General features: G+C 70.6%; 18 protein-coding genes and 2 pseudogenes. 14 read left to right on the top strand and 6 right to left on the bottom strand.

Annotated elements, in window-relative coordinates:
* Positions 1 to 823 (bottom strand): annotated as a pseudogene (locus AN216_RS20100) (HEAT repeat domain-containing protein); the annotation flags it as partial.
* A 426-nt stretch (positions 824 to 1,249) separates the two neighbouring features.
* Between AN216_RS20100 and AN216_RS20105 the strand changes: the two are divergent.
* Positions 1,250 to 2,764: a PP2C family protein-serine/threonine phosphatase gene (locus tag AN216_RS20105; RefSeq protein ID WP_070198115.1), complete on the top strand. Its 1,515-nt coding sequence runs from the start codon at positions 1,250 to 1,252 to the stop codon at positions 2,762 to 2,764.
* A gap of 124 nt (positions 2,765 to 2,888) precedes the next feature.
* Here AN216_RS20105 and AN216_RS20110 read toward each other — a convergent pair whose 3' ends face one another.
* Positions 2,889 to 4,361, bottom strand: a complete 1,473-nt coding sequence (locus AN216_RS20110) for a DNA-binding protein NsdB (RefSeq protein WP_107402047.1) — start codon at positions 4,359 to 4,361, stop codon at positions 2,889 to 2,891.
* Positions 4,362 to 4,613: 252 nt separating this feature from the next.
* On the opposite strand from AN216_RS20110, the gene AN216_RS20115 reads away from it, so the two are divergent.
* Positions 4,614 to 5,717, top strand: coding sequence for an aminoglycoside phosphotransferase family protein (locus tag AN216_RS20115; protein ID WP_070198117.1), 1,104 nt, complete (start codon positions 4,614 to 4,616; stop codon positions 5,715 to 5,717).
* A gap of 237 nt (positions 5,718 to 5,954) precedes the next feature.
* Here the strand turns inward: AN216_RS20115 and AN216_RS20120 are convergent, their stop codons facing one another.
* A complete protein-coding gene (locus AN216_RS20120; protein WP_070198136.1) occupies positions 5,955 to 6,452 on the bottom strand; it encodes a glycosyltransferase family protein in 498 nt (165 codons plus the stop codon).
* Between the two features lie 359 nt (positions 6,453 to 6,811).
* Here AN216_RS20120 and paaK point away from each other — a divergent pair, with 359 nt between their 5' ends.
* Positions 6,812 to 8,110: a phenylacetate--CoA ligase PaaK gene (gene paaK / locus AN216_RS20125; RefSeq protein ID WP_070198118.1), complete on the top strand. Its 1,299-nt coding sequence runs from the start codon at positions 6,812 to 6,814 to the stop codon at positions 8,108 to 8,110.
* Positions 8,111 to 8,138: 28 nt separating this feature from the next.
* Here the strand turns inward: paaK and AN216_RS20130 are convergent, their stop codons facing one another.
* Together AN216_RS20130 and AN216_RS20135 are read right to left on the bottom strand one after the other, a co-directional pair.
* Positions 8,139 to 9,782 carry a phytoene desaturase family protein gene (locus AN216_RS20130; RefSeq protein ID WP_070198119.1) on the bottom strand — a complete coding sequence of 548 codons (1,644 nt, stop codon included), beginning with the start codon at positions 9,780 to 9,782 and terminating at the stop codon, positions 8,139 to 8,141.
* 37 nt (positions 9,783 to 9,819) lie between these two features.
* Positions 9,820 to 12,126: a serine/threonine-protein kinase gene (locus AN216_RS20135; protein WP_070198120.1), complete on the bottom strand. Its 2,307-nt coding sequence runs from the start codon at positions 12,124 to 12,126 to the stop codon at positions 9,820 to 9,822.
* Positions 12,127 to 12,318: 192 nt separating this feature from the next.
* Between AN216_RS20135 and dhaK the strand changes: the two genes are divergently transcribed.
* From dhaK to AN216_RS20165, 6 genes and pseudogenes are all read left to right on the top strand, one after another.
* The gene (gene dhaK / locus AN216_RS20140; protein WP_070198121.1) at positions 12,319 to 13,308 is read left to right on the top strand and encodes a dihydroxyacetone kinase subunit DhaK; all 990 of its coding nucleotides are present in this window, start codon (positions 12,319 to 12,321) and stop codon (positions 13,306 to 13,308) included.
* Between the two features lie 68 nt (positions 13,309 to 13,376).
* Positions 13,377 to 14,033, top strand: a complete 657-nt coding sequence (gene dhaL / locus AN216_RS20145; protein ID WP_070198122.1) for a dihydroxyacetone kinase subunit DhaL — start codon at positions 13,377 to 13,379, stop codon at positions 14,031 to 14,033.
* Positions 14,026 to 14,451, top strand: coding sequence for a PTS-dependent dihydroxyacetone kinase phosphotransferase subunit DhaM (locus AN216_RS20150; protein WP_070198123.1), 426 nt, complete (start codon positions 14,026 to 14,028; stop codon positions 14,449 to 14,451). Before dhaL ends, AN216_RS20150 begins: the two co-directional genes overlap by 8 nt.
* A 665-nt stretch (positions 14,452 to 15,116) precedes the next feature.
* Positions 15,117 to 15,749 (top strand): annotated as a pseudogene (locus AN216_RS31115) (aminotransferase class I/II-fold pyridoxal phosphate-dependent enzyme); the annotation flags it as partial.
* A gap of 526 nt (positions 15,750 to 16,275) precedes the next feature.
* Positions 16,276 to 17,106, top strand: coding sequence for a nitrilase-related carbon-nitrogen hydrolase (locus AN216_RS20160; RefSeq protein WP_070198137.1), 831 nt, complete (start codon positions 16,276 to 16,278; stop codon positions 17,104 to 17,106).
* Between the two features lie 73 nt (positions 17,107 to 17,179).
* Positions 17,180 to 18,010 (top strand): DUF6282 family protein, encoded by an 831-nt coding sequence (locus tag AN216_RS20165; RefSeq protein WP_070198125.1) that lies wholly within the window; start codon positions 17,180 to 17,182, stop codon positions 18,008 to 18,010.
* Between the two features lie 38 nt (positions 18,011 to 18,048).
* Here the strand turns inward: AN216_RS20165 and AN216_RS20170 are convergent, their stop codons facing one another.
* A complete protein-coding gene (locus tag AN216_RS20170) occupies positions 18,049 to 19,257 on the bottom strand; it encodes an RNA-guided endonuclease InsQ/TnpB family protein (protein ID WP_070198126.1) in 1,209 nt (402 codons plus the stop codon).
* Between the two features lie 248 nt (positions 19,258 to 19,505).
* Between AN216_RS20170 and AN216_RS20175 the strand changes: the two genes are divergently transcribed.
* The 5 genes from AN216_RS20175 (at position 19,506) to AN216_RS20195 (ending at position 23,818) form a co-directional block, all read left to right on the top strand.
* Positions 19,506 to 20,276, top strand: a complete 771-nt coding sequence (locus AN216_RS20175; RefSeq protein ID WP_070198127.1) for an IclR family transcriptional regulator — start codon at positions 19,506 to 19,508, stop codon at positions 20,274 to 20,276.
* A 61-nt stretch (positions 20,277 to 20,337) separates the two neighbouring features.
* Positions 20,338 to 21,261, top strand: a complete 924-nt coding sequence (locus AN216_RS20180; RefSeq protein ID WP_070198128.1) for an alpha/beta hydrolase — start codon at positions 20,338 to 20,340, stop codon at positions 21,259 to 21,261.
* Positions 21,262 to 21,276: 15 nt separating this feature from the next.
* On the top strand, positions 21,277 to 21,924 hold the full coding sequence (locus tag AN216_RS20185) for an ABC transporter permease (RefSeq protein ID WP_070198129.1): 648 nt from the start codon (positions 21,277 to 21,279) through the stop codon (positions 21,922 to 21,924).
* 1 nt (position 21,925) lies between these two features.
* Positions 21,926 to 23,083, top strand: a complete 1,158-nt coding sequence (locus tag AN216_RS20190) for an ABC transporter ATP-binding protein (RefSeq protein ID WP_070198130.1) — start codon at positions 21,926 to 21,928, stop codon at positions 23,081 to 23,083.
* A 6-nt stretch (positions 23,084 to 23,089) separates the two neighbouring features.
* Positions 23,090 to 23,818 (top strand): ABC transporter permease, encoded by a 729-nt coding sequence (locus AN216_RS20195; RefSeq protein WP_070198131.1) that lies wholly within the window; start codon positions 23,090 to 23,092, stop codon positions 23,816 to 23,818.
* The last annotated feature ends 11 nt before the right edge of the window (positions 23,819 to 23,829 follow it).

Here is a 23,829-nt window from a genome sequence, read left to right on the forward strand (position 1 = left end):
CCGGCCCGCCGCTCGCCGCCGCGAGCAGTTGGCCGCGGTCGTCCGGTCCGGCGACGGCCGCCAGGCAGCGCGCGGCCGCGGCTTCTCGATGGGCCGTCGGGGCTTCGCCCAGTGTGTTCACGGAGCCCTCCGCCGCCCAGGCGAGCACTTCGCGTACGCTCCAGCCGGGGCGCGGGCCGGGGGTGCTCAGTTGCCGCTGCCAGCGGTCGAAGGAGCCGCGCTCCTGCATCCGGTGCAGCCGTTTCGCCTGGTCCGGGCGTGCCGGGTCCTCCGCCCACAGCCGCCATGGCCGGGGCTCGAACGCGTTACGGGCGGCCTCCGCCAACTCCGCGTCGCCCTCCGCCGTAAGCGGGAATCGGGCCATCACGGCGGGACCGAGTGTCCGCAGACCGGCGTCCTCGTCGCGTACGGCCAACTCGTCCAGGGCCCACTGCCAGTTCGCGCCGGTCGCGGCGTACCGACGCAGTAGCAGCAGGGCCTCGTGGTCGCCGTAGGAGGCGAGATGCCCGAGCACGGACAGGGCGAGGCCGGTGCGCTCCTCGGGGCGGTCGGCTGGGAGCAGGTCGTCGGGGTGGAACAGGTGCGCTTCGATCTGGTCCAGGCCGGCGTCCAGTTCGGTGTGCAACCGTGCGTAGTAGAGGGAGCGGTTCTCCACCTGCCAGTCACGTCGTGGATCGTTCAGCATGCATTGCCGGAGCGCGGACAGCGCTTCGACGCGCGGCGCCGCGAGGGCATGCAGCGTCCCGTCACCACGACCTCGCTGAAGGAGGCCGAGCAGCGTGCCGCTGGGCGCTATGTCTGAATCGACGGAATCGACGAACATAAGGGTCAGCATCCGGTGCGAGGTGTTCGACTGGCAACGGGATTTCCGTTGACCGGCATTCTTGCCTGCATCGGTCGTTCTACTCCTCTTCTGACCTCGGCTCTCTCGACCGGCGCAGCCTACCGGCAGCAGGGCGGTTGTCGGCGCCGGGTCACGGCGTACGCGGTCTGGCGGCTTCCGGGCGCGATCACCCCGGCCATGACGTCGGCCGAAACGGCCTGGCCCGGCCTTCGCACCGGAACCGACCGGCAGCGACCGACACCGGCCCGCACCGGCGGGACAGTGGGCCATGGCACCCTCTCACCGTCCGCGGGACCCGCCGTACCGTGGGATTGTCGCCGAATCCCTTACAGTCGGTTGCGGTGTGTGACAGAGTGGGATGGCCCAGCGGGACTCCCGGTCCTTCACCTCACCCCGGAGATCGTCATGCCGTCCCACCGTCATGCGGATCGCCCAGCGGAGCAGCCACCCGGCGGCGGCACCCTCGACTCCCTGATCTCTCAGACCAGCCGGCTGCGCGGCGGGCTGGACGCGGTCCGCAGGGACGCCGTGGGAGAGGACGACGGCATGTCGCCCGATCCGCACCGGCGCTGGCAGCGTGCGCTGTGCGAACTGGCCGCGCACCAGCTCGACGATCTCGGCGGTCAACTGCGGCTGCTGCGGGACGGGGCGCATGACGAGCCGCCGGAGCTGACCGCGTGGCTGGAGGGGGACGAGGCGCGACCTTACGCCGGCCCGGCGGCCTATCCGGGGCCGCCCGGCACGGTCGGTACGGCCCCCGACTCCCTGGTGGGACGGGTGGGCAGTGCCGACTGGAGCCTGCTCACCGACGAGGTGACCTGGTCCGACGAACTCTTCCGGATATTCGGCCGGGGCCCGGGCGACGGCCCCCTGTCCTTGGACGAGTTGCCGTCCTGGGTGTGGGCGGAGGATCAGCCAGCGCTGACCGCGGCGGTCACCGACTGTCTGGTGGACGGCAAGCCGGTGGACTGCGAGTTCCGGATCGTGCGACCGGACGGCGCGAACCGCTCGGTGCACATGAGTGGCGAGCCGGTGTTGGACGCGGAGGGTGGCACGGCCTCCATGTGGGCCGTGCTGCGGGACGTCAGCGAGCTGCGGCGCAGCGAGCACGCCGTGCGCGCCTCCCGGGAGTCACTACGTCGCGAACAGGAGCAGGCCCGGACCGAGCACCGGCTGGCGGTGGAGCTGCAGGAGTCCGTCCTCCCACCCTGGCGTGGGTCACAACAGCTACCCCGACGAGCCGGACACGGCGTCGGCACACTCGAGTTGGCCGCTCACTACCTCCCCTCCGCCACCAGCGCGCTGATCGGCGGCGACTGGTACGACGCGCTGGAACTGACCGGCGGCGCCACGCTGCTGACGGTCGGCGACCTCACCGGGCACGGTGCGGCGGCCACCTCGGGCATGGCGATGCTGCTCGGAGCCATGCGCGGGATGGCGGTCGCCGGAGTCGCACCGGGCGCCCTGCTGGGTCATCTGAACCAACTGCTCGACTCGACCGTGCAGCCGGCCCTGGGTAGCGCCGTCTGCTGCCGGTACGATCCGCAGACCCGGAGGATCAGCTGGTCACAGGCAGGGCATCCAGCTCCGCTGCTGTTCCGGAACGGCTCGGGTCACGCCCTGCCGGCGCCTGAGGGGGTGCTGCTCGGCGCGACCTCCCAGGCGGCGTACGGCGAGCACGAGGAGCAGCTCCAGCCTGGTGATCTGCTGATCCTCCACACCGACGGACTCGCCCCGCGCAGCACCGTGTTCGCCCCGGGGACGGTGGACCGTACGGCGGGTGACCGGCTGCGGGACCTCGCGCCGCGCCTCGCCGCGGCACGCACCGCCCAGGAGTGCCTGCGTGCGGTCGTCGAGGAGTTCGGCGAGGGAGAGCGGGCGGACGATGCCTGCGTGCTGATCGCTCGGGTGAGCAACTGACCCCGACGCGCGGGACGTACGGGACCTGCGCGGCGTACGAAAGGCCGGCGGGCCCGCGGCTCGCGCGAGGGGAAGAGGCCCCGTCCTGCCCTGTGGAGCGCGCCGGGTCGGTCCCAGCACACCGTCACACCGTCGCGGTTCCTCTTCCAACCGTGGCCTTCGGCGCCTTGGGAAGCGTCTGACGCAGCTCCTCACGCAGCGAGTCAACCTCCGGTTGTCCGGCGTACCGCCCGGTGAGTCGGTACATCTCCCGCAGTCGGTCCCAGGTGCGGTGGGAGGAGGTCTGCCCGATGGTCAGCAACGCCAGCCGGGCGTACCGGTCGGCTTGCTCGGGATCGTCGGCGAGGAAACAGGCCGAGGCCATCGTCAGGTAGTCGAAGATCTTGGATCGTTGACGGCCGTCCACCCGCAGTCGAAGGGCCCGCTCGGCGTAGTGCCGGGACGTCTCGGCCGCCGACGGCTCGTGCTCCGCGAGGGTGCGGTAGGCCAACGCCTGCATGCCGTACAGATCCTCCTCCTTGAAGATCTGCATCCAGCTCGGTGACGGCACATCACCGCGCTCGGCCGCGAACAGCTCCTCCGCCTCGCCCAGAGTACGGCGCATCGCCTGCCCCTGTCCCTTGGCAGCCTGCGCCCATGCCTCGACCGTGCAGAGCATGGCCCTGGTACGGGGCAGAGTCCGCTCCCCCGAACCGGACCTGGCCAGTTGCATCAGGTCGAGGGCGTCGTCGGGACGTCCCAGGTGCACCATCTGTCGGGCCGCCCGGGAGAGCGCCTCCCCGGCACGGGGCCGGTCCCCGCCCTCCTTGGCGGCATGCGCGGCGATGACGAAGTACTTCTGTGCCGTGGGCTCCAGGCCCACGTCGTGCGACATCCAGCCGGCGAGCACCGCGAGGTTGGCGGCGACGCCCCACAGGCGGCTCCGCAGTGCTTCGGGATGCGTCTGCGTGAGTATTCCGCCCACTTCGTTCAGCTGCCCCACCACGGCCTTTCGCTGCAGTCCGCCGCCGCGGGCGGCGTCCCAGGCGCGAAAGACCTCGACGGAGCGTTCCAGGGCCTCGATCTCCTGTGCGCCGACCGGGACGGCGGCGTAGGGGTCCGGACTCCATGAGTGCGGATCGTGGATACGGGGTGTGTCGGCGGCCAACGCGGAATCCGCGCCGAGCCAGTCCGTCATGGCGTGATTGAGGGCGGAGCCTGCGGCGAGCGCGCTACCCGCGCCCACCAAGCCGCGTCGGTTGAGCATGAGGTCCATTCCCGTGAATTCGGTGAGGACCTCGGCCGTCCGCTCCGGTAGCCATGGCACTCCGTCGACGGGCTGCTGTCTCCCCGTGTGCCCCGGCTTGCGGAATCCGAGATCCTCGATGGTCACGACACGACCGAGGCGCTCGGTGAACAAGGCTGCCAACACTTTCGGCACCGGGTCCCGCGGGGACTCCCCCACGTCGATCCAACGCCGCACCCGGGAGGTGTCCGTGGCCAGCTGCGGATGCCCAAGGGCCGCCGCCTGCCGGTTCACGAGCCTCGCGAGTTCGCCCTTGGACCAGCCGGACAGGCCGAACAGGTCCGCGAGGCGGGTGTTGGGTTCCTTCATCACGTCAAGCCCCCAGGATCTCGGCTGAATTGACAGTAGCCGCCGGGCAATGGCGAGTTCGAGGATTCGCCAGGCTTCGCCAGGGTTCGCCAGATGGTGTACCACCCCGTGCCCGGTGTCCTGTGAGAAGCGAGTCCTCCCGGCTCGTGAGCGCCGCCGGATGTCGCATTCCCCAGGGTGCGGCCGCTCCGGCGTTCGCCGATCGGGCCGGGAGCACGGTCAACCGCCGGCGCACGAAGGGATATCTGCTCACCCATGTATTCAGCAACGTCCCCCGTGTTCGTACCAGCCGGGCCGCGGTCCGGGGCCCGGCGTGCCGGGTCGGGTCACGTGCGCGCCAGCGGCCCTTCCCAGTACGGCGACCGGCTGGACCTGTCCGGTTCGCTGGGCGCGCAGCTGCGCAGCGTGATCCTCTCGGTCCAGCGTGTCTGCCCCGAGTTCCAGCCCGCCCGACTGCTGCGGCGCAGTGGCCGCTCGGTGCTCTTGGCGGGCGAGGTGGCACGGCGGCCCGTGGTGGCGAAGGCACTGCTCGACCAGTCCCCGGAGTGGTTGGAGCGCTTCGGTCACGAGATAGCGGTCTACCGCGCCTTCGTACGCCACCGTCCGCCGGTACGCGTCCCTCGGCTGGTCGCCGCCGACCCGGCGAGCGGCACGCTCGTCACCGAGCGGATGGCCGGACAACCGGCGGCGTTGAAGCGGCATCCCATGGAGGCGACCTCACCACCGGACGCACGGGCCGTGCTGGGCGCGGTGTGTCGGCTCAATCAATGGCGACCGCCGGCTTCCCGCTTCGAACGCCCGATGGACTACGCCGCCCGGCTGAGCCGCTACCACGAGCTGGGGCTGCTGACCGACCGGGACGTCGACGATCTCCACAAGCTGCTGCACGGCGTCACACACGCCGCCGGCAGACGACGGGTGCCGTGGCAGTTCAGCCATGGTGACGCCCTGTTGTCCAACGTCCTGCTGTCTCCCCCCGGTCCGGTACTCCTCGACTGGGAGCACGCGGGCTGGTATCTGCCCGGCTTCGACCTGGCGACCCAGTGGACGGTGCTCAGCGCGGCACCGGGAATGCGGCGCCACATCAGCCAACTGGCGCAGGCCGCGGGACCGGCGGTGAGGGACGCGTTCCTGATCAATCTGATGCTCGTACTGACCCGGGAGATTCGCACATACGAGACAGCTGTGCGGCGGGCCATGCGCGATCCGGTCTCGGTGCCCGGCTGTTCGGACCAAGGACGCTCCGAGCGACCTGGTGGCATGACTCCGGGAGAGGAGCAACGACTCCTGCTGCGCAGGCTGCACGACGACTGCGGGCTGGCTCGCAGAGCGGTGCGGGCGGCGGTCGGCACCCGCTGACGTACCCGAGCGAGTCAACGGCCTCCCCCAGCCCAGCCGACGGGCCGTGCGGAGAAGCGAGCGCGGGCCAAGGAGTGGGCGCCCGGCCGAGCTTCCGGCGGCGCACCGACCATGCCCAGCGGCGTCCGGGTCTGCGGCCCCGGACGTCCGACCGTCCGACCGTGCGGGGACGGGCGAGCCAGGGTTCCGGTGCCGGGTACCGGCAGCTCGACCGCTGCGGACGGCGACCGCTGCGGACTACTGCTGGAAGAGTTCGGCGGGCAGCGGCTTCAGCAGGGCGTACAGATCATTGGTGATCGGCCGGTCCCAACTGGCGATGGTCACGAGAACTCCGTCACTGCGGTCGAACTGAACGCAGGAGATCCGCTCCTCCGAGCACTTGACCCGGCGCACGATCAGCAGGTTGTCCTCGTGCATCACCGGGTCCTCCTCGACTCCGGTGACCGCCACGGGCTCGTCGTTCTCCAGTGCCGCAAGCAGCTGAGCCACCTCGAACGGCACCTCCCCCTCAGCGACCTCACGCGCCGGCGCATGCTCGGGCAGGTTCCCGATGATCATCGCGGGGCCCCGGCCGCCCAACAGGTCGTAACGCAGGAAGACTCCCTGACAGGTGCCGTCCGGCGCGGGGAGCAGTCCCGCCCCGAGATTGCCCGGCCAGTCGGACGGGTCCATGGCCAGGACGTCGAAGTCCGGCCCGGCGGGCACTGCTGCGTTGCGGCGGCGGAGGAACGACATGAGGGCCATGGTACGTGCCCGGGGGTGGCCGCATCCGCCGACCGCCGTCAGGTGAGAGGTGGAACTCGCCGTCTCGGGCACCGACCACGGACGCGCGCCGCTCCCCGGAAGGCAAGCTCACCGCCGGCACCTCGGGACGCTGCCCGTCACGGACGGCGACGAGTCGTTCGACGATGGCTGTCTCGGCGTCGCCTCTCTCCCGGCTTCCGGCCTGCCACCCGGAGTTCGACGAACGGCACCGAGGCGCCCGGACCAGCCCGGCGGCGGCCCCCACAACCACCGCAGGGCTCTTGACCCGGTGCTCCCCTGCCTGCTTGGTTGACGCGACAGGTCCACCGAATGATCGGTAGGGGTGACCCATGCAACCTGCGGAGTCCCTGGAGCAGCTCTCCCACGCCCAGCTGCGCGACACCCAACTGACGCGGCTGCGGGCCTCCCTCCGGCATGCCTACGAACACGTCGACCACTACCGACGGTCCTTCGACGCGGCGGGAGTGCGCCCGGACGACTGTCGCTCCCTGGAGGACCTCCACCGCTTCCCCTTCACCACGAAGGACGACCTGCGGGAGCGGTATCCGTACGGCATGTTCGCCGTACCGCGCGAGCGACTGCGCCGGCTCCACGCCTCCAGTGGCACGACGGGCCTGCCCACCGTCGTCGGGTACACCGCGGCGGACCTGGAGCACTGGGCGGAGCTGGTCGCCCGCAGCATCCGAGCGGCAGGCGGCCAGCCGGGGCATCGTGTGCATGTGGCGTACGGATACGGCCTGTTCACCGGCGGCCTCGGGGCGCACTACGGCGCGGAACGGCTCGGCTGCACGGTGATCCCCGCGTCCGGCGGCATGTCCTCCCGGCAGGTGCGGTTGATCCAGGACCTCGGCCCGGAGATCGTGATGGTGACGCCCTCGTACATGCTCACCCTGCTCGACGAGTTCGAGCGGCAGGGCGTCGACCCTCGTACGACCTCGCTGCGGGTGGGCGTATTCGGTGCCGAGCCGTGGACCGAGCGGATGCGGGAGGAGATCGAGGAACGCTTCGCGATCGACGCCGTCGACATCTACGGACTCTCGGAGGTGATCGGTCCGGGGGTGGCGCAGGAGAGCGTGCGCACCAAGGACGGTCTGCACATCTGGGAGGACCACTTCTTCCCGGAGGTGGTGGACCCGGACACCGGCGAGGCCCTGCCCGAGGGGCAGCGGGGCGAGTTGGTGTTCACCTCGCTGACCAAGGAGGCCATGCCCGTCGTCCGCTACCGCACCGGCGACCTCAGCCGGCTGCTGCCGGGCACCGCGTACCCGGCGTTCCAGCGGATGGAGAAGGTCACCGGGCGGTGTGACGACATGATCGTGCTGCGCGGCGTGAACCTCTTCCCGGCACAGATCGAGGAGATCGTCCTGCGCACGCCGGGCATCGCCGCGCACTTCCAGGTGCGCCTCACCCGGGAGGGCCACCGGGACGAACTGACGGTGACGGCCGAGGCCCGGCCCGCGGCCACGCCCGAGCAGCGCACGGCGGCCCGGACGCGGATCGCGGAGCAGATCAAGGAGAGTGTCGGGCTGACTGTCGCCGTACGGGTGGCCGCGCCGGGCGAGCTGGAGCGCTCCACCGGGAAATCGCGGCGCGTGGTGGACGAGCGAGGTCAGCCCAGCGTCCGGTGACAGCCACGTCACCGCGGTCCGTGGGGGGTCATCCGGCGGCCGGAGTCGCCGAACCGATCCCCCGCCGCTCGAGTACCGCCATGGCCGCGTTCTGCCCCGCGACGCCGCTCACGCCCCCGCCTCGGACGGCCCCGGCGCCACACAGAGTTACGTTCCCGTGCCCGGTCTCCACCCCCCACCGATCGGCGTTCCCTTCCTGGGCGTACGGGAAGGACAGGTCACCGTGGAAGATGTGGCCGCCGGGCAGCCGCAACTCCCGTTCCAGGTCCGTGGGCGTCTTCACCTCGACACAGGGACGACCGTCGGCGTCCTCGGCGAGACAGTCGGTGAGGGGCTCCTCGAGGTGCGCGTCCAACTGAGTGAGGGTCGCGGCCAGCAACTCCTCCCGGCGGGTCGCCGCTGCCGCACCGCCGGAGCCCGCAACACTCCCGGCGGACGGGGCGAACAGCCTGGCGGGGGTGAGCAAACCGAACAGGGTCAGCGTCTGCCAGCCGCGCGCCGCGAGATCGCCGCCCAGGATCGAGGGGTCGGTCAGCGAGTGACAGTAGACCTCCGCCGGCGGTTCGGCCGGCGGCGAGCCCTCCCGCGCCTGTCGATAGGCGGTGGCCAACTGCTCGTACCCCTCGGCGACATGGAAGGTGCCGGCGAAGGCATCTCGCGCGTCCACCGCGCTGTCCCGCAGTCGGGGCAGCCGACGCAACAGCATGTTCACCTTCAACTGGCTACCCTCGGCGGGCTGCTGCGGTGGCGGGTCGCCCAACAGTCGGGCGAGCGCCTCCCCGGAGGCGCCCACCAGGACATCGCGCGCGCCGACCGAACCCTCGGTGTCCGCGCTGCGGTAGTGCACGCTCGCCTCCGCGCGGCCGTCCGCCTCCACCCGGAACACCGGGTGCTCGGTACGGATCTCCGCGCCCGCGGCGCGCGCGGCGTCCGCGAGCGCGTCGGTCAGCGCGCCCATGCCGCCGACGGGAACGTCCCAGTCGCCCGTGCCGCCGCCGATGAGGTGGTAAAGGAGGCAGCGGTTCTGCAACAGCGAGGGGTCATGCGCGTGACTGAAGGTGCCGATCAGGGCGTCGGTGAGCACCACGCCGCGGACGACGTCGTCCGTGAAGGTCTCCTCGATCACCTCGCCCACCGGCCGTTCGAACAGCGCCTGCCACGCCTCCTCATCGTCGATCCGCGCACGCAGCCGCTCACGGGTGGGCAGCGGCTCGGTGAGCGTGGGAAAGACCCGTCCGGCGAGCCGTTGCGTGCGGGCGTAGAAGCGCTGCCATGCCGTGAACTCCCGCTCGGAACCGGTGAAGCGGGCGAAGGAGGCACGGGTGCGGCTGGTTCCGCCGCCCACCAGCAGGCCGGTGGGGCGACCCTGGCGTACGGCCGGCGTGTACGAGGACACGGCACGTTTCCGGACGGTGAAGCGGATTCCGAGATCGTCCAGGATGCGCTGCGGCAGCAGGCTGACCAGGTAGGAATAGCTGGAGATCCGGGCGTCCAGGCCCCGGAAGGGTCGCGTCGACACGGCGGCGCCACCGACCCGCTCGGATCGCTCCAGTACGAGCACCGTGAGCCCGGCACGGGCGAGATAACCGGCGGCGACCAGACCGTTGTGGCCGCCGCCGACGATCACGACGTCGTAGAACGCGCGGGCGGGAGTGGCGGGAATCGCGGGCATGTCTCCTGTCTACCCGCGCCCGCCTTCGGCCGCCAGGTCACCTCGGGGAGACGCCGGGCCACCGGCGCAGCGCGTCCACCTGCTCGTACAGTCGGGCGGCCGCCCGGGCACGGCCCAGCCGTTCCAGGCAGTGCGCCTCGTCGTACCGGCTGCGCAGCGCGTCGGGATGCTCGGCGCCCAGCAGGCGCTGCCGCGCGTCCGCCACCTGACGGTACGCCTCCAGGGCCTCGCCCCAGCGGCCCAGCCGGCCGAGGGCGACGGCGCTCTCCCGCAGACTGACCAGCGTGTCCGGGTGGTCCGGCCCCAGGACGTGAGCGCGAGCGCCGGCGACCTCCGTCGCCTCCGACCACGCCTCCTCCCAGCGGCCCAGCCGGCCGAGGTTGACACCGACGCCGTGCCGGGCGCGCAGGGTCTCCGGGTGCGCGCTGCCGTGCGCCCTGGTGCGGGCGGCGGCCAGTTCGCGGTAGGCGGCCAGCGCCTCCTCGGTACGGCCCAGGCGACCCAGGCAGAGCGCCGCCTCGTAGTGTGCCGCGAGGGTGTCCGGGTGATCAGCGCCCAGGGTGCGTACACGGGCCTCGGTGACCTCCTGGTACGCGCGCAGCGCCGCGTCCCAGCGCTCGAGTCGGCCGAGGGCGTAGGCGACCTCGTACCGGGTCACGAGCGTGTCGGGGTGGTCGGCGCCAAGCACCCGGGCCCGGGCACCGGCTACCTCGTGGGCCATGCGGTAGGAGTCCTCCAGGCGGCCCAGGCGGCTGAGGTTGAAGGCGAGGTTGTGCCGGCAGCGCAGGGTGTGCGGATGATCGGCGCCCATGGTGCGTACGCGGGCCTCCAGCACGGCCGAGTAGACCTGGTGTGCCTCGGTGTGCCGGCCGAGCCGGCCCAGGACGTACGCGGTCTCCTGCCGCGCCGCCAGGGTCTCGGCGTGGTCCGGGCCGAGGCGGCGCCCGCGCCCGGCGGCGACCTGTTCGTAGGCCCGCGCCGCGTCGGCGTAACGGCCCAGCCGGCACAGCGCGAAGCCGGCCTCGTAGCGACTGGCGAGGGTGTCCGGATGATCCGCGCCCAGGGCGTGCTGGCGTGCCGTGGCGAGCGCTCGGTGCGCGGCCTCGGCCTCGTGCCAGCGACCGAGCCGGCCGAGGCTCAGGGCGCGCTGGTGCCGGTCAGCGAGCGTGGTGGCGGGCTCCGGGGCGGGCCCGCTCGTACCGGGTCGCGGCACCGGACCGGATACCGCCCCGGGCGGGGTCCCGGGCCCGGGCGGGACGCCGCCGGGCGCCGCGACCAGTGGCGGCTGGACCAGGCCGGTCCACTGCCCGGTGAGTTCCGGTACCGGGCCGTACGCCCGCCCGGTGACGCCGGACGCCACCGGGTGGGACGCCTTTCGCCCGGTGGTGATGCCGCTGCTCCAGGCCGGCAACCGAGCGTCGCCGCCCGGCGGGCCGAGGGGCGCCTCGGAGGACGGCCCGGGCGGCGGCGCCAGCGGGTCGACGGCCCACTCTCCGGCTCGTAGCGCGGCCAGTTCCCGACCCAGTGCCGAGGCGTTTGGCGGGCGTTCCCCGGGTTCCTTCGCGAGCAGCGTCAGGATGAGCCGTTCCAGCGGCTCGGGCAGTTCCGTACGGTGGCTACGGGGCGGTTCGGGTGGTGTGTCGCGGTGGCCGACGAGGACCGCCCAGGCGTCGCCGTCGTCGAACGGGGGTGTACCGGTGGCCATTTCGTACAGCACGCAGCCCAGCGAGTAGAGATCGCTGCGGTGGTCGACGTACGCCCCGCCGATCTGTTCCGGCGACATGTAGTGCGGCGTGCCCATGGCGATTCCGCCGCTGGTCAGGCGGGAGCTGACGCCGATGTCGTGGTTCAGGTGAGCGATGCCGAAGTCGCAGATCTTCACGTCTCCGGAGGCGGTGCGCATGACGTTCGCCGGTTTCAGGTCCCGGTGGACGATGTCGCGCTGATGGGTGTAGGCGAGTGCGGCGGCCACCTGTCCGGCGATGTCGAGGATTTCCCGAACGGGCAGCGGACGTTGCCCGTTCTCCTGCAGCAGTTGGCTGAGGTTGTGCCCGTCCAGCAGCTCCATCACCAGGAACAGCACGCCGTCGTCCGTACCGAAGTCGTGCACGACGGTCACTCCGGGGTGCTGGAGTGAGGCGGCGACGCGCGCCTCGCGGCGGAAGCGTTCCCGCAGCACCCGTATGAAGGACCGGTCACCGTGGCACTCGAGAGGCTTCAGGCACTTGACCGCGACCTCCCGGTCGAGCGCGTGGTCGTGTGCCCGCCACACCTCACCCATGCCGCCGCGGCCGATACGTTCCCGCAACTGGTATCGGTCCTGGATCAGCACGGTGTCCACCATCGCAGCAGTTTCGCCCCCGTCGTCGCCGCCCGGTCTCCGCCCCCAAGTATGGCCTGCCACCGCCGGGGTCGGTATACCGGACCGCGCACCCGGACGGATTCCGTACGAGGGGCGGGCCGGGTCGTTCCGGAAGAGCCCCGGAACTGCTTGAGTGGAGCCGTCCGTGACAGCACGCCGTACCGGGAGGACCGAGTGAAGCAGCTGATCAACGTGCCGGAGACGGTGGTGTCGGATGCCCTGCGGGGCATGGCGGTCGCGCACCCGCAGCTGACCGTCGACGTCGAGAACCGGATCGTCGTACGCGGTGACGCGCCGGTGGCGGGCAAGGTGGCCCTGGTCTCGGGTGGCGGCTCCGGACACGAGCCGCTGCACGGCGGGTTCGTCGGCCCGGGCATGTTGGACGCGGCCTGTCCCGGGGAGGTCTTCACCTCTCCCGTGCCGGACCAGATGGTGCGCGCGGCGACGGCCACCGACAGCGGGGCGGGGGTGCTGTTCGTGGTGAAGAACTACACCGGTGACGTGCTCAACTTCGACATGGCCGCCGAACTGGCCGAGGACGAGGGCGTGCAGGTCGCGAAGGTGCTGGTGCAGGACGACGTCGCGGTCACCGACAGCTCGTTCACCGCGGGTCGGCGCGGAGTCGGCGGCACCCTCTTCGTCGAGAAGCTGGCCGGCGCGTTGGCCGCGGAGGGTGCTCCGTTGGAGCGGGTGGCGGCGCTGGCCCGCCGGGTGTCGGAGTCCGTACGCAGCTTCGGTGTCGCCCTGAGTCCGTGTTCCACGCCCGCCAAGGGCGGCCCAACCTTCGATCTGCCCGCCGGCGAGCTGGAGCTGGGCATCGGCATCCACGGCGAACCGGGCCGGGAGCGGCGCGCCATGATGACCTCCGGTGAGATCGCCGACTTCACCGTGGACGCCGTGCTGGCGGACCTGCAACCGAGCGGCCCCGTGCTCGCCTTGGTCAACGGCATGGGCGCCACCCCGCTGCTGGAGCTGTACGGTTTCGCCGCGGAGGTGCACCGGGTGCTGGCCGAGCGAGCCGTACCGGTCGCCCGTACGCTCGTGGGCGACTACGTCACCTCGCTGGACATGGCGGGGGCCTCGGTGACGCTGTGCGCTGCGGACGAGGAACTGCTGCGACTGTGGGACGCGCCGGTGCGTACGCCGGGGCTGAGCTGGGGCTGAGCTGGATCGGCTGAACCTGGCCGGCTCCACTCGCCCGCTGTCGGTACGCCCTTTCTGAGGAGGATACGTTGACCCAACCGTCCCCTTCCGCACTCACCAACGAGCGGACCGTCCGCTGGCTGGTCCTCGCGGCCGAGGCCGTGTCCCGGGAAGCCGACCGGCTGACCGAGCTCGACTCGCCGATCGGTGACGCCGACCACGGCAACAACATGCGTCGGGGTTTCGGCGCCGTCCGCGACAGCCTGACGGCCGAAACGCCGGAGACCCCCGGTGCGGTGCTACGGCAGGCCGGGCGCCTCCTGGTCTCCAAGGTCGGCGGTGCCTCCGGACCGTTGTACGGCACGCTGTTGCGGCGCGCCGGCAAGGAGTTGGGCGACTCCCCGGAGGTTTCGGGAGCGGACCTGGCGGCGGCGCTCCGCACCGGCGTGGACGCGGTCGCGCAGCTCGGCGGCGCCGCCACGGGCGACAAGACGATGCTGGACGCGCTCGATCCGGCGGTGACGGCGCTGCGTACGGCCCTGGAGCGGGGCGAAACGCTGGAGGCGGCGCTCTCCCAGGCCGGCACGGCCGCGGACGAGGGGGCGGCGGCGACCGTACCGATACGAGCCCGCAAGGGGCGGGCCAGCTACCTCGGCGAGCGCAGCGAGGGCCATCTAGACCCCGGGGCGGCCTCCTCCGCGCTGCTGCTCGCGGCTCTGGCCGAGGCGGTGGCGCAGGATGACTGAGACACCGAGCGAAGCGGGGGCACGGGTCGGGCTGGTGCTCGTCTCGCACAGCGCCCAGGTGGCCGAGTCGGTGCTGCGGCTTGCCGTCGGCCTGTCCGGCGGTGGCGAGGTCGCGCCGCTGCGAGCGGCGGGCGGCACTCCGGACGGCGGGTTCGGCACCGACGCCGACGCCATCGCGGCGGCGGCGGAGGCGGTCGACCAGGGACGGGGCGTGCTGCTGTTGCCCGACCTGGGCAGCGCGGTGCTCACCGTACGCAGCCTGCTGGCCGAGGGGGACGAGCTACCCGCGGATACGGAGCTGTTGGACGCGCCGTTCCTGGAGGGCGCGGTCGCGGCGCTGGTCACCGCCTCCTCCGGGGCGGACCGGTCGGCCGTGGCCGAGGCGGCACGGGAGGCGTACGACTACCGGAAGGAGTGAGTCCGCCGTCGTGGCGGAGGGGGGTTCCGAGCTCTGGCGTCCTGACGGGCCAACGCCTCGTCCGGACGTCCGCCGTTCCTATCCTCGGGCCGATACCGACCGGAATGGCCCGCCACGCGTGCGGAGTCACGGGGCCGCGATGAGTCGGGCGCGCACGCGGCACGGCGTAAGCGTGCTCGCAGACAGGCCAGAATCCCTTGCCGGTCCCGCACATGAGCGGCACCGGGAACTTCCCGACGGTCAACGGGCAGCGCTCACGCAGGTGCCGAGATCAACTCCGTCAAGCAATCATCCGTGTGTCAAAGCAACCGTCCAAAGGAATACACCCCATGCATCCCCTCCAGGACATAACCGGACCCCGGCAGTTGCAGAGCCCTTACTCCGACACCGCGCTGCTACAACGCTATGCGGAGCAAGGCCGGGACCTGTCGGACGTCATCTACCTCAGCCTCGGGGAAACCTGGAGCGGACCACCACAGGGCCTTGTCCGTGCTCTGGGGGACCTCCCACCGCACGCGCACGGCTATCTCCTCACTCCGTACGGCCTGCCGGCGCTCACCGAGGCTCTCCGCGAATACATCACCGACACGCACGACCTCGGTCCGATAGCCGCCTGCGGAACCGCCTACGAGGTGGCCGTCGCCCAGCACAGCACCCGGAGCACCATGCGGGACTTCGGCCAACTCCTCACCTCGGAATCCCCCACCTCGGGCCCGCCACTGCTCGTGTGTTCGTGGCCCTCCTGGGACTACCGTGGCGTCTACGAGCCCCTGGGATACGCCGCCCGCCACTTCGCGCTCACGGACGAGCAGGGGTACCAGCCCGACCCGCAGGAAGTGGACCAACTGCTCCACGACGCACGACGCCAGACCACCGGCCCTGTCGTGCTGGTTCTCAACGCCCAACACGATCCCACCGGGGTCAACTGGCACGATTCCACCGTACGGAGCATGATCAGATCCGCGCTCACACACGGCGCGCACCTTCTGGTGGACGACGCCTACTACGCCGTACACAACCCGGATCTCACACCAACTCCCACACTGCGCATCCTCCTTGAGGAACTCGCGCACATCGCTCCAGCGCAGCACCCGCGCTGGCTGGCCGTCCGCAGCCTCGGAAAGCAGTTCGGCTGCAACGGATGGGGGATCGGAGCGGCGATCGCCGCTCCACACACCTTGGAAGTCCTATACGCACGGCTTCTCCCCCAGCACACGTACGCCACCGCCGTACCCCTGCAGGCGGCGATGGCCAGCTGGCTTCCCACCTCGGAAGCACGCACGTACCTCGCTGACCAACGTGTCCACTACGCCGCCACGCGCGACACCGTCGCCAAGTACCTCACGCAGGAACTCGACTACCCCGCACATGGATACGTCGCGGGTACATGCACGACGTACATGCTCATGCGCGTACCACCATGGTTCCACGACTCTCCGACCGCTCCGACAGACTTTCGCCGGCACTGTCTCCAACGCGCGGGCGTTCTTTTCGGGGAATCCCACATGAGCACCCCCGGGCTCCCGACACAGCAACAGGGCGACTACATACGTCTGTATCTCAAGCCGGGACCACAGACGCTCGCCACGGCGCTCCAACGCCTGGCCACCGCCGGGCTCGTTGGAACGACGACCAACCGCCGTCCTGAACGCGCCACTCCGCTCCAACCGCCCCCTTGCCGAAACTCTCGCCCAGACGATAGAACGCGGCTCGCGGGATCGAAGGAGCTGGCTGTGCTGAGCGACGCGGGCCCACCCGAGATCGCGGGCCAGGTCACTCCGTGGGCCGGGAGCGGCGCGTACTGGAGAGGGGCGGGTGCAACTGATGCGTATCGCGTTGGCGCAGGTCGACTGCGAACTGGGGGACGTGGCGGCGAACCTGCGGACGGCACAGCGTACGGCGAAGGAGGCCGCCGGGCACCGTGCCGACCTGGTCGTCTTTCCCGAACTCAGTCTGCACGGCTACGCCTTGGGCAGTGTCCCCGGGGACGCCTCGATCAGCGCGGACGATCCGCGACTGGGCGAACTCTCCGGGCACGGTCCGGATGTCCTGATCGGTTACCAGGAGGACGGCCGACTCCGCCGGTACAACGCCGCCAGTTACGTCTCCGGGGGCGCGGTGGCGCACACTCACCGGAAGCTCTACCTCCCCAACTACCTCGCCTGGGAGGAACGCAAGCACTGCAGTCCCGGCAGCACGCTACGCGCCTACGACACGCCGCACGCCCGGATCGCGACCCTGATCTGCAATGACGCCTGGCAACCCGTACTGCCCTGGCTGGCCGCCCAGGATGGTGCCGAAGTGCTGCTCATCCCGGCCAACAGCGCGTCCGGGCTCGCGCCGGGCGCGGTGGACACGGACACCTACTGGCAGGATCTGCTGCTCAACATCGCCCGCCTGCAACAGTGCTGGGTGGTGTTCGTGAACCGGGTGGGCAACGAGGCCGAAGCCCCCTTCTGGGGCGGATCACGCGTCCTCGACCCCTGGGGGGAGGTGGTCGCCGAAGCCCCACGGGAGCAGGAGGCGTTGACCGTGGTCGATCTCGACATCACGGCCGTACGCCGCCGGCGGAGGGAGATGCCGCTGCTGGGAGAGGCCAGGTTCGGTCTGGTGGCCCGGGAGGTGGATCGGCTGCTGCGGGAGGGCGGGGACTGACCGCGTCCACCGTCTGGTTGCTCTCCGGACAACCGGCGTTGCCTCGCTGGCGGGTCCGGTGCAGTCTGTCCCGGTGTTCGATCTTCACGTGCACGCCGCCCCGGACATCACCGCGCGCCGCATGGACGACCACGACGTGGTCGCGGACTACGCCGCCAGCGGCTTCTCCGGTTGTGTCCTGAAGGCCCACTACGAGTCCACCGTCGGCCGCGCGGCCACCGCCGCCCGTACCCAGCCGGTCCGGGTGTACGGGGGAATCGCGCTCAACCAGCACGTCGGCGGCGTCAACCCCGCCGCGGTGGCCGCGACGCTGGACGCGGGCGGGCGCGTGGTGTGGATGCCGACCGCCGACGCCCACACCCAGCGCGCCGCGTCCCTTCCCAGCCTCTGCGGCACGCGCACGGACCTGAGCCCACACACGTACGCCATCCCGCCCAAGGACCCGAGCTCGGCGGAGGCGGCACGCACGATCTGCCGTATGGTCGCAGAGGTGGACGGGCTCCTGGCCACGGGGCACCTCAGCGTTCCCGAGGTCCGCTGGTTGACCAGTACCGCTCGGGAACTCGGCGTCCGTCGGCTCCTCCTCACACACCCCGGCTACACCGTTCCGGGTATGCCGGCCGCACAGGCGGCGGAGCTCGCCGCCGGCCCCGGCACGTTCGTGGAGATCACGACGTTTCAGCTGCTGCACCAGCCCGGCATGACCGCGGCCCGGCTGGCCTCCTACGCCTCCCGGGTCGGCTTGGGACACGTCGTGTTGTCCTCCGACGCCGGTCAGCCGGACTCGCCAAGCCCGCCCGCGGCTCTGGAACTCCTCGTCGATGTCCTCGCTCGCGAGGGGCTCGACCGCGGTGCGCTGCGAGCCTGTGCCGGCGAGTTGCCGGAAGCCCTGGTCGTACCTTGACTGCTCCTCCAGCTGAAGCTGGGGGATTCCTGGACGATCTACGTTCGTCCGCCGCTTGCGCGGCCCGGATCGCTCCGGGGGACTTCCTGCTTCACAGCCGACCGCGTCCGGGATGTCCCGGTCCGTCTCACATCAGCTCCACAGGCAGATGCGGAAAGTCCTTCCGCCAGGATGTTCTTCGCGGCGTTGGTGTCCCTGTCATGCAGGGTGCCGCAGTCCAGGCACGTCCCATGCCTGGTACTCAAAGACAGCCGAGCCAGGAGATGCCCGCAGGTGGAGCAGAGCTTGGAGGAGGGGTGCCAACGGTCGATGACGACGATCCGCTTGCCCCACCGCGCCGTCTTGTACTCCAGGTAGGTGCGGAAGGTTCCCCATCCGCAGCCGGAGATCTGCCGAGCAAGACTGCGATTCCTCACCATGCCGGACACGTTCAGGTCCTCGACCACGATCGTGTCGTAGCGGCGCACCAACTCGGTCGAGGTCTTGTGCAGGAAGTCCTCACGGGCCCGGCGGACCTTGCCATGCGCCACGGCAACCTTACGGGCCGCCTTCTTCCGGTTGGCCGAGCCCCGGCACGTACGCGCCTTACGCCGCTCATAGCGAGCCAGGTTCCTACGCTTGCGCTCAAGGTGCCGCGGGTTGGCGATCCGCTGCCCGTCCGAGGTGACGGCGAAGTCCTTGATCCCCAGGTCGATGCCGACCACGTCACCGGTCTGGGCAAACGGCTCGGGATCGTCGGTACCGACGGCGAAGGACACATACCACATGCCGTCCCGCTCACGGGAGAGGGTCACCGTTGTCGGATGGAGCGACGCCACGTCGATGTCGGGCCAGGACCATACGAAGCAAAGCGCCCCCGGGGTCTTCGCCACGTACAGCTCCGCATCCTGCATGCGGAAGGCAGAGCGGGTGTATGCGGCGGACTGCTTCCCCTCGCGGGACTTGTAGCGCGGGTAACGGGCGCGCTTGGCGAAGAAGTTCGCGAACGCGGTGGACTGGTGCCGCAGTGTCTGCTGGAGCGGAACCGAGGAGACCTCGGAGAGGAACGCCAGGTCCTTGGTCTTCTTCAGCCCGGTCAGGTAACGGTCCGACTCCGCGTACGAGGTCGTCTTCCCCTCAGCGCGGTAGCGCTTGGTGCGCCATTCCAACGCCTCGTTCCAGACCTTGCGTACACACCCGAAAGTGCGGTTCAGCACCGCAGCCTGCTCGGGGCTCGGGTATGCCCGGCACTTGTACGCCGTTCTCACGAAACACCACGTTACAGAAGCACGATGGGCCTGTTGTAAACGTCCTGAACATCTGCCAGCGAACTTCGTTCTCGAACCGCCCCGGCTCCGCCCGGACGCTCCTTGCGGAGTCCGAATTCCTCCCCGGCGTGAACGCCAGGGCATCCTTCGGAGGACCAGGTGAACCGCCGGCCGCGGTGGGGCGGCGGGCTGTTGTTGGCAGAGCAACAGGGGTTGTGCCCGCGTGTGCTTGGCTCCAGGATCCCCGCATGACCGCAGAGGGTTCACACGACCTCCGTCGCACGATCGCCATACTGACCGCCCTGGACTCCGATGAGGCAGCGGAGCGTGGCGGTCTGGGAGTGGTGGAGATCGCTTGCCGGGTGGGCCGGGAGAAGACGCAGGTCTCCCGCGCCCTCCGGGCGCTGGCTCACGCCGGATTGGTCGAGCGGGACCAGGAGACCCAGCTCTACCGGCTCGGCTGGCGCTTGTTCACCATGGCCGTGAACGCCGGACAGCCCCGGCTGCGCGCCGAGGCGCCACCTGTCCTACGGCAGCTGGTGGGCGCCCTACGGGAGAGAGTGCACCTCACCGTGCTCGTCGGGGAGGGAGCGCTGACCCTGCTCTCCGAGAGCCCTATGCGGGCCGTGCAGACCGCCGGATGGGTGGGGAGGACGACCCCGCTGCACAACACTTCCTCCGGCCGCGCTCTCCTCTTCGACCACAGCGATGACGAGATCCGGGCGCTACTGGGCGAGCTGCCCACTGGCGATTCCGTACCGTGCCGGGCCCCGCGCGACGTCGAGGACTTCCTGGTGCGACTGCGCCAGGACCGCCAGCGTGGCTACGCGCTGGTACGGGAGGAGTTCGAGGCCGGACTCGTCGCGGCTGCCGCTCCCGTACGGGACTTCAGTGGCCGGCTGATCGCCGCGCTCAACGTCTCGGCGCCCGAGTACCGGATGGGCCGGGAGCTGGATCGCGCGGGTCGGATGGCCACCACGGCGGCCGGGCGCCTCTCCAAGGCGATGGCCGGCCGCTGACACCACCGGGGCCACCCCCGCTGACCGCGGAGAGGCCCCAGTACGACGAAAGGGAACTTCCGTGATTTCTCATCCTTTCTCCTTCTTCAGCGAGCGGCTGCTCCTGGACGCGGACCTCCATCTGCCGGACGATGACGCTGCCGGGGCCCCGTATCCCGTTGTCATCCCCTCCTCGGGCTATCAGGGTCTGAAGGTCATCCACCCGGAACGCTTCGCCCGTGCGTTGACCGCGTACGGCTATGCGGTGCTGGCCTTCGACTACCGCGGGTTCGGCCTCAGCGAGGGCGAACGCGGCCGTCTCGTCCCCCAGGAGTGGGCGGAGGATCTGCGTGCCGCGGTCGACCGGGTGTGCGCTGACGAGAGGCTCGACGAGCACCGCCTGGGGCTCCTGGGGTGGGGCATGGGCGGCGGTGTCGTCGTGGCCGAGGCCGCCGAGGACCCTCGGATCGCGGCGGTCGCAGCGGTCAACGGCATCAGTGACGGGACACGTTCCACTCGCCGGATGCACGACGAGCACTCCTGGAGCAGCCTTCTGGAACGCGTCGAGCGGGACCGTGGCCACCGCGCCTCGACCGGCCGCTCCGAGATCGTGTCGCCGTGGGACATCGTCCGCCTCGACCTGGACGGACGGACGGACGGATACGTGGGCGAGGAGTTGTACAAGGCACCCGGCTTCGGCGCAGGCGTCACCCTGGAGTCCGCCGACATGCTCCTGCGCTTCTCCCCGCAGACCGTCGCGGACCGGATCGCGCCTCGCCCGCTGCTCGTCGTGCATGGCGCCGAGAACGAACTGCATCGTCCGGAAGAGGCCCACGAACTCCTCGCACACGCACGGGAACCGAAGCGGTTGCGGCTCATCGAGGGCGCCGGCCACACCGAGTGGATGTTCGACGACCATCCCACTTTCCGGGGACTCGTCGAGGAGCTCGACACCTTCTTCGCCTCGGCCTTCGACCACGCCACAGCCCTGACGCCAACCCGGTAGCGCCGGGCGGTCGCCATGAGTTTCTTCGAGTTCCTCGCCGGCAACTGGACAGACGTCCTGGAGGCCACGCTCGCACACGCCGTGCTGGTGCTGGAGGCCCTCGGTCTCGCCGTGCTGGTCGGGGTGCCCCTGGCGTTTCTGACCTACCGTACGACGGCACCGCGGGCCGCCGTGCTCGGTGCCGCCGGCATCTTCCTGACCATCCCCTCATACGCGCTGTTCGGCCTGCTCATCGCTCCGCTCGGGCTCGGGAGGGGCCCGTCGGTGCTGGCCTTGACGCTGTACGCGCTGCTGCCCGTCATCCGCAACACCGTGGTGGGACTGCGAGAGCTGGACCCGGCGGTCATCGAGTCAGCCCGCGCCATGGGTATGGGGCGACTGCGCATGCTCGCCACCGTCGAGCTACCGCTGGCGTGGCCGGTGCTGCTCACGGGGCTCCGGGTCGCCGCCCAGTTGCTGTTGGGCATCGCCGCGATCGCGGCGGCGGTCAACGGACCCGGACTCGGCAACCTGATACTCGACGGCCTGGCCACCGCCGGCACTCCCTTCGCGATCTACCTGACCATCGAGGGCGCCGCCGGCATCGTCGTGCTCGCCGTCGTCTTTGATCTCCTCTTCGCCGCCGTCAACCGGCTGACCACACCACGAGGGTTCGGTGCATGACATGACTCACGGCACGACCGACGAGCGCACGGCGATCCGGCTCGACCGGATACGCAAGAGTTATCCGGGTCAGACGCGGGCCGCCGTCGAGGACCTGAGCCTGGAGATCCCGGAGGGGCGGATCGTGGTGTTCGTCGGCCCGTCCGGCTGCGGCAAGACCACCACGATGAAGCTCATCAACCGGCTCATCGAGCCGACGTCGGGACGTATCCATCTGGACGGCACGGACGTCACGGAGATGCCTGCCCATCAACTGCGCAGGCGCATCGGTTACGCCATCCAGCAGACCGGGCTCTTCCCGCACCGCACGGTGGCCGACAACATCGCCACGGTGCCCAAGATGCTGGGCTGGAACAAGGCACGCGTCACCGCCCGCGTCGACGAGTTGCTGCAGTTGGTGGGGCTGGAGCCCGGGACCTTCCGTGCCCGCTATCCGAAGCAGCTCTCCGGGGGACAACAGCAGCGGGTCGGCGTCGCCCGTGCCCTGGGCGGAGACCCACAGGTCCTTCTCATGGACGAGCCGTTCGGGGCGATCGACCCGCTGAACCGTGAGGCGCTGCAGAACGAGTTCCTGCGCATCCAGTCCCAGGTGCGCAAGACGATCGTGTTCGTCACACACGACATCGACGAGGCGGTCCGGATGGGCGACCGCATCGCGCTCTTCTCCCAGGGTGGCCGCGTGGCGCAGTACGACACTCCGGAGAACATCCTGGCCGAGCCGGCTGACGGGTACGTCGCCGACTTCATCGGCGCCGGCGCCTCCGTGCGCCGGCTGTCGTTGCTGCTGCTGGGTGAACTCGCCGTCCCGGACTGGCCCGTGATCGGGCAGTCCGCCGACGACGCGGAGGTGGCTGCCGCCGCTGCTCGCTGTGCTCGGGACCGCTTGCTGGTGCTGGACGCCGACCGTCGGCCCACCAGTTGGGTCCCGCTGTTCGGGCCGGACCGTGAGAGGGGCGAGAAGCTGCCCGTGCAGGGGTCCATGGGCCCGCGCGACAGCCTGTTCGACGCGCTGGACCACATGCTCTCCACCAACACGTCGGTGGTGGCGGTCGTCGACGAGGAAGGCCGTCACCGCGGCGCCCTGGAGATGGACTCGGTACGCTCACTGATCAACACAGCCGGCAGGCGGGAGCCGTCCGGCCCGCCGCAGGAGGTGTAGCGCCTCATGCCCGCCCTTCTGCGCCATGGCCTCACCCCGCTCGGGGTGGGCGTGGCCCTGGTCGTTCTCATCCAGCACGTCTCCGGGCAGCACCTGGACCTGGTCGAGCAGCGCAGTCTGAACTCCGACTACCTGCTCAGCCGCACCATCAAGCACCTGCAACTCACCGGCGTGGTCACCGTCCTCATCCTGGCCGTGGCGGTACCGGCCGGGGTGCTGCTGACCCGTCGTTGGGCCCGACGCTTCGCCGGGCCGGTGCTCGCGGTCGCCAACGTCGGACAGGCACTACCCTCACTGGGGCTGATCGTGCTGCTGGCCGTGGCGTTCGTCGGTCTCGGTGTCAACCAGATCGCGGTCATCGCCTTCGTCGCGTACGGCATCCTGCCCGTCCTGCGCAACACCATCGTGGGCCTGCAGCAGGTGGACCAGTCCGTGGTGGAAGCCGCTTTCGGCATGGGCATGACCCGCACGGCAGTGCTGTGGCGCATCGAACTCCCCCTCGCCGTACCGGTCATGCTGGCTGGTATCCGCACTGCCGTGATCATCACCGTGGGCACCGTGGCGCTCGGCACGTTCATCGGCGCCGGCGGGCTGGGAGACGTCATCTCGAACGGAATCGGCTCCAGCCGGAATCTCGTCCTGGTCACCGGCAGTGTGCTGGTCGCCTCTCTTGCCCTGCTCATCGACTGGTTGGCCGGCATCGCCGAGGACGCACTCCGGCCACGCGGCCTGTAGTCCCGAGTGTC

It is taken from the genome of Streptomyces oceani (assembly GCF_001751245.1).
Lineage (GTDB): Bacteria > Actinomycetota > Actinomycetes > Streptomycetales > Streptomycetaceae > Streptomyces > Streptomyces oceani.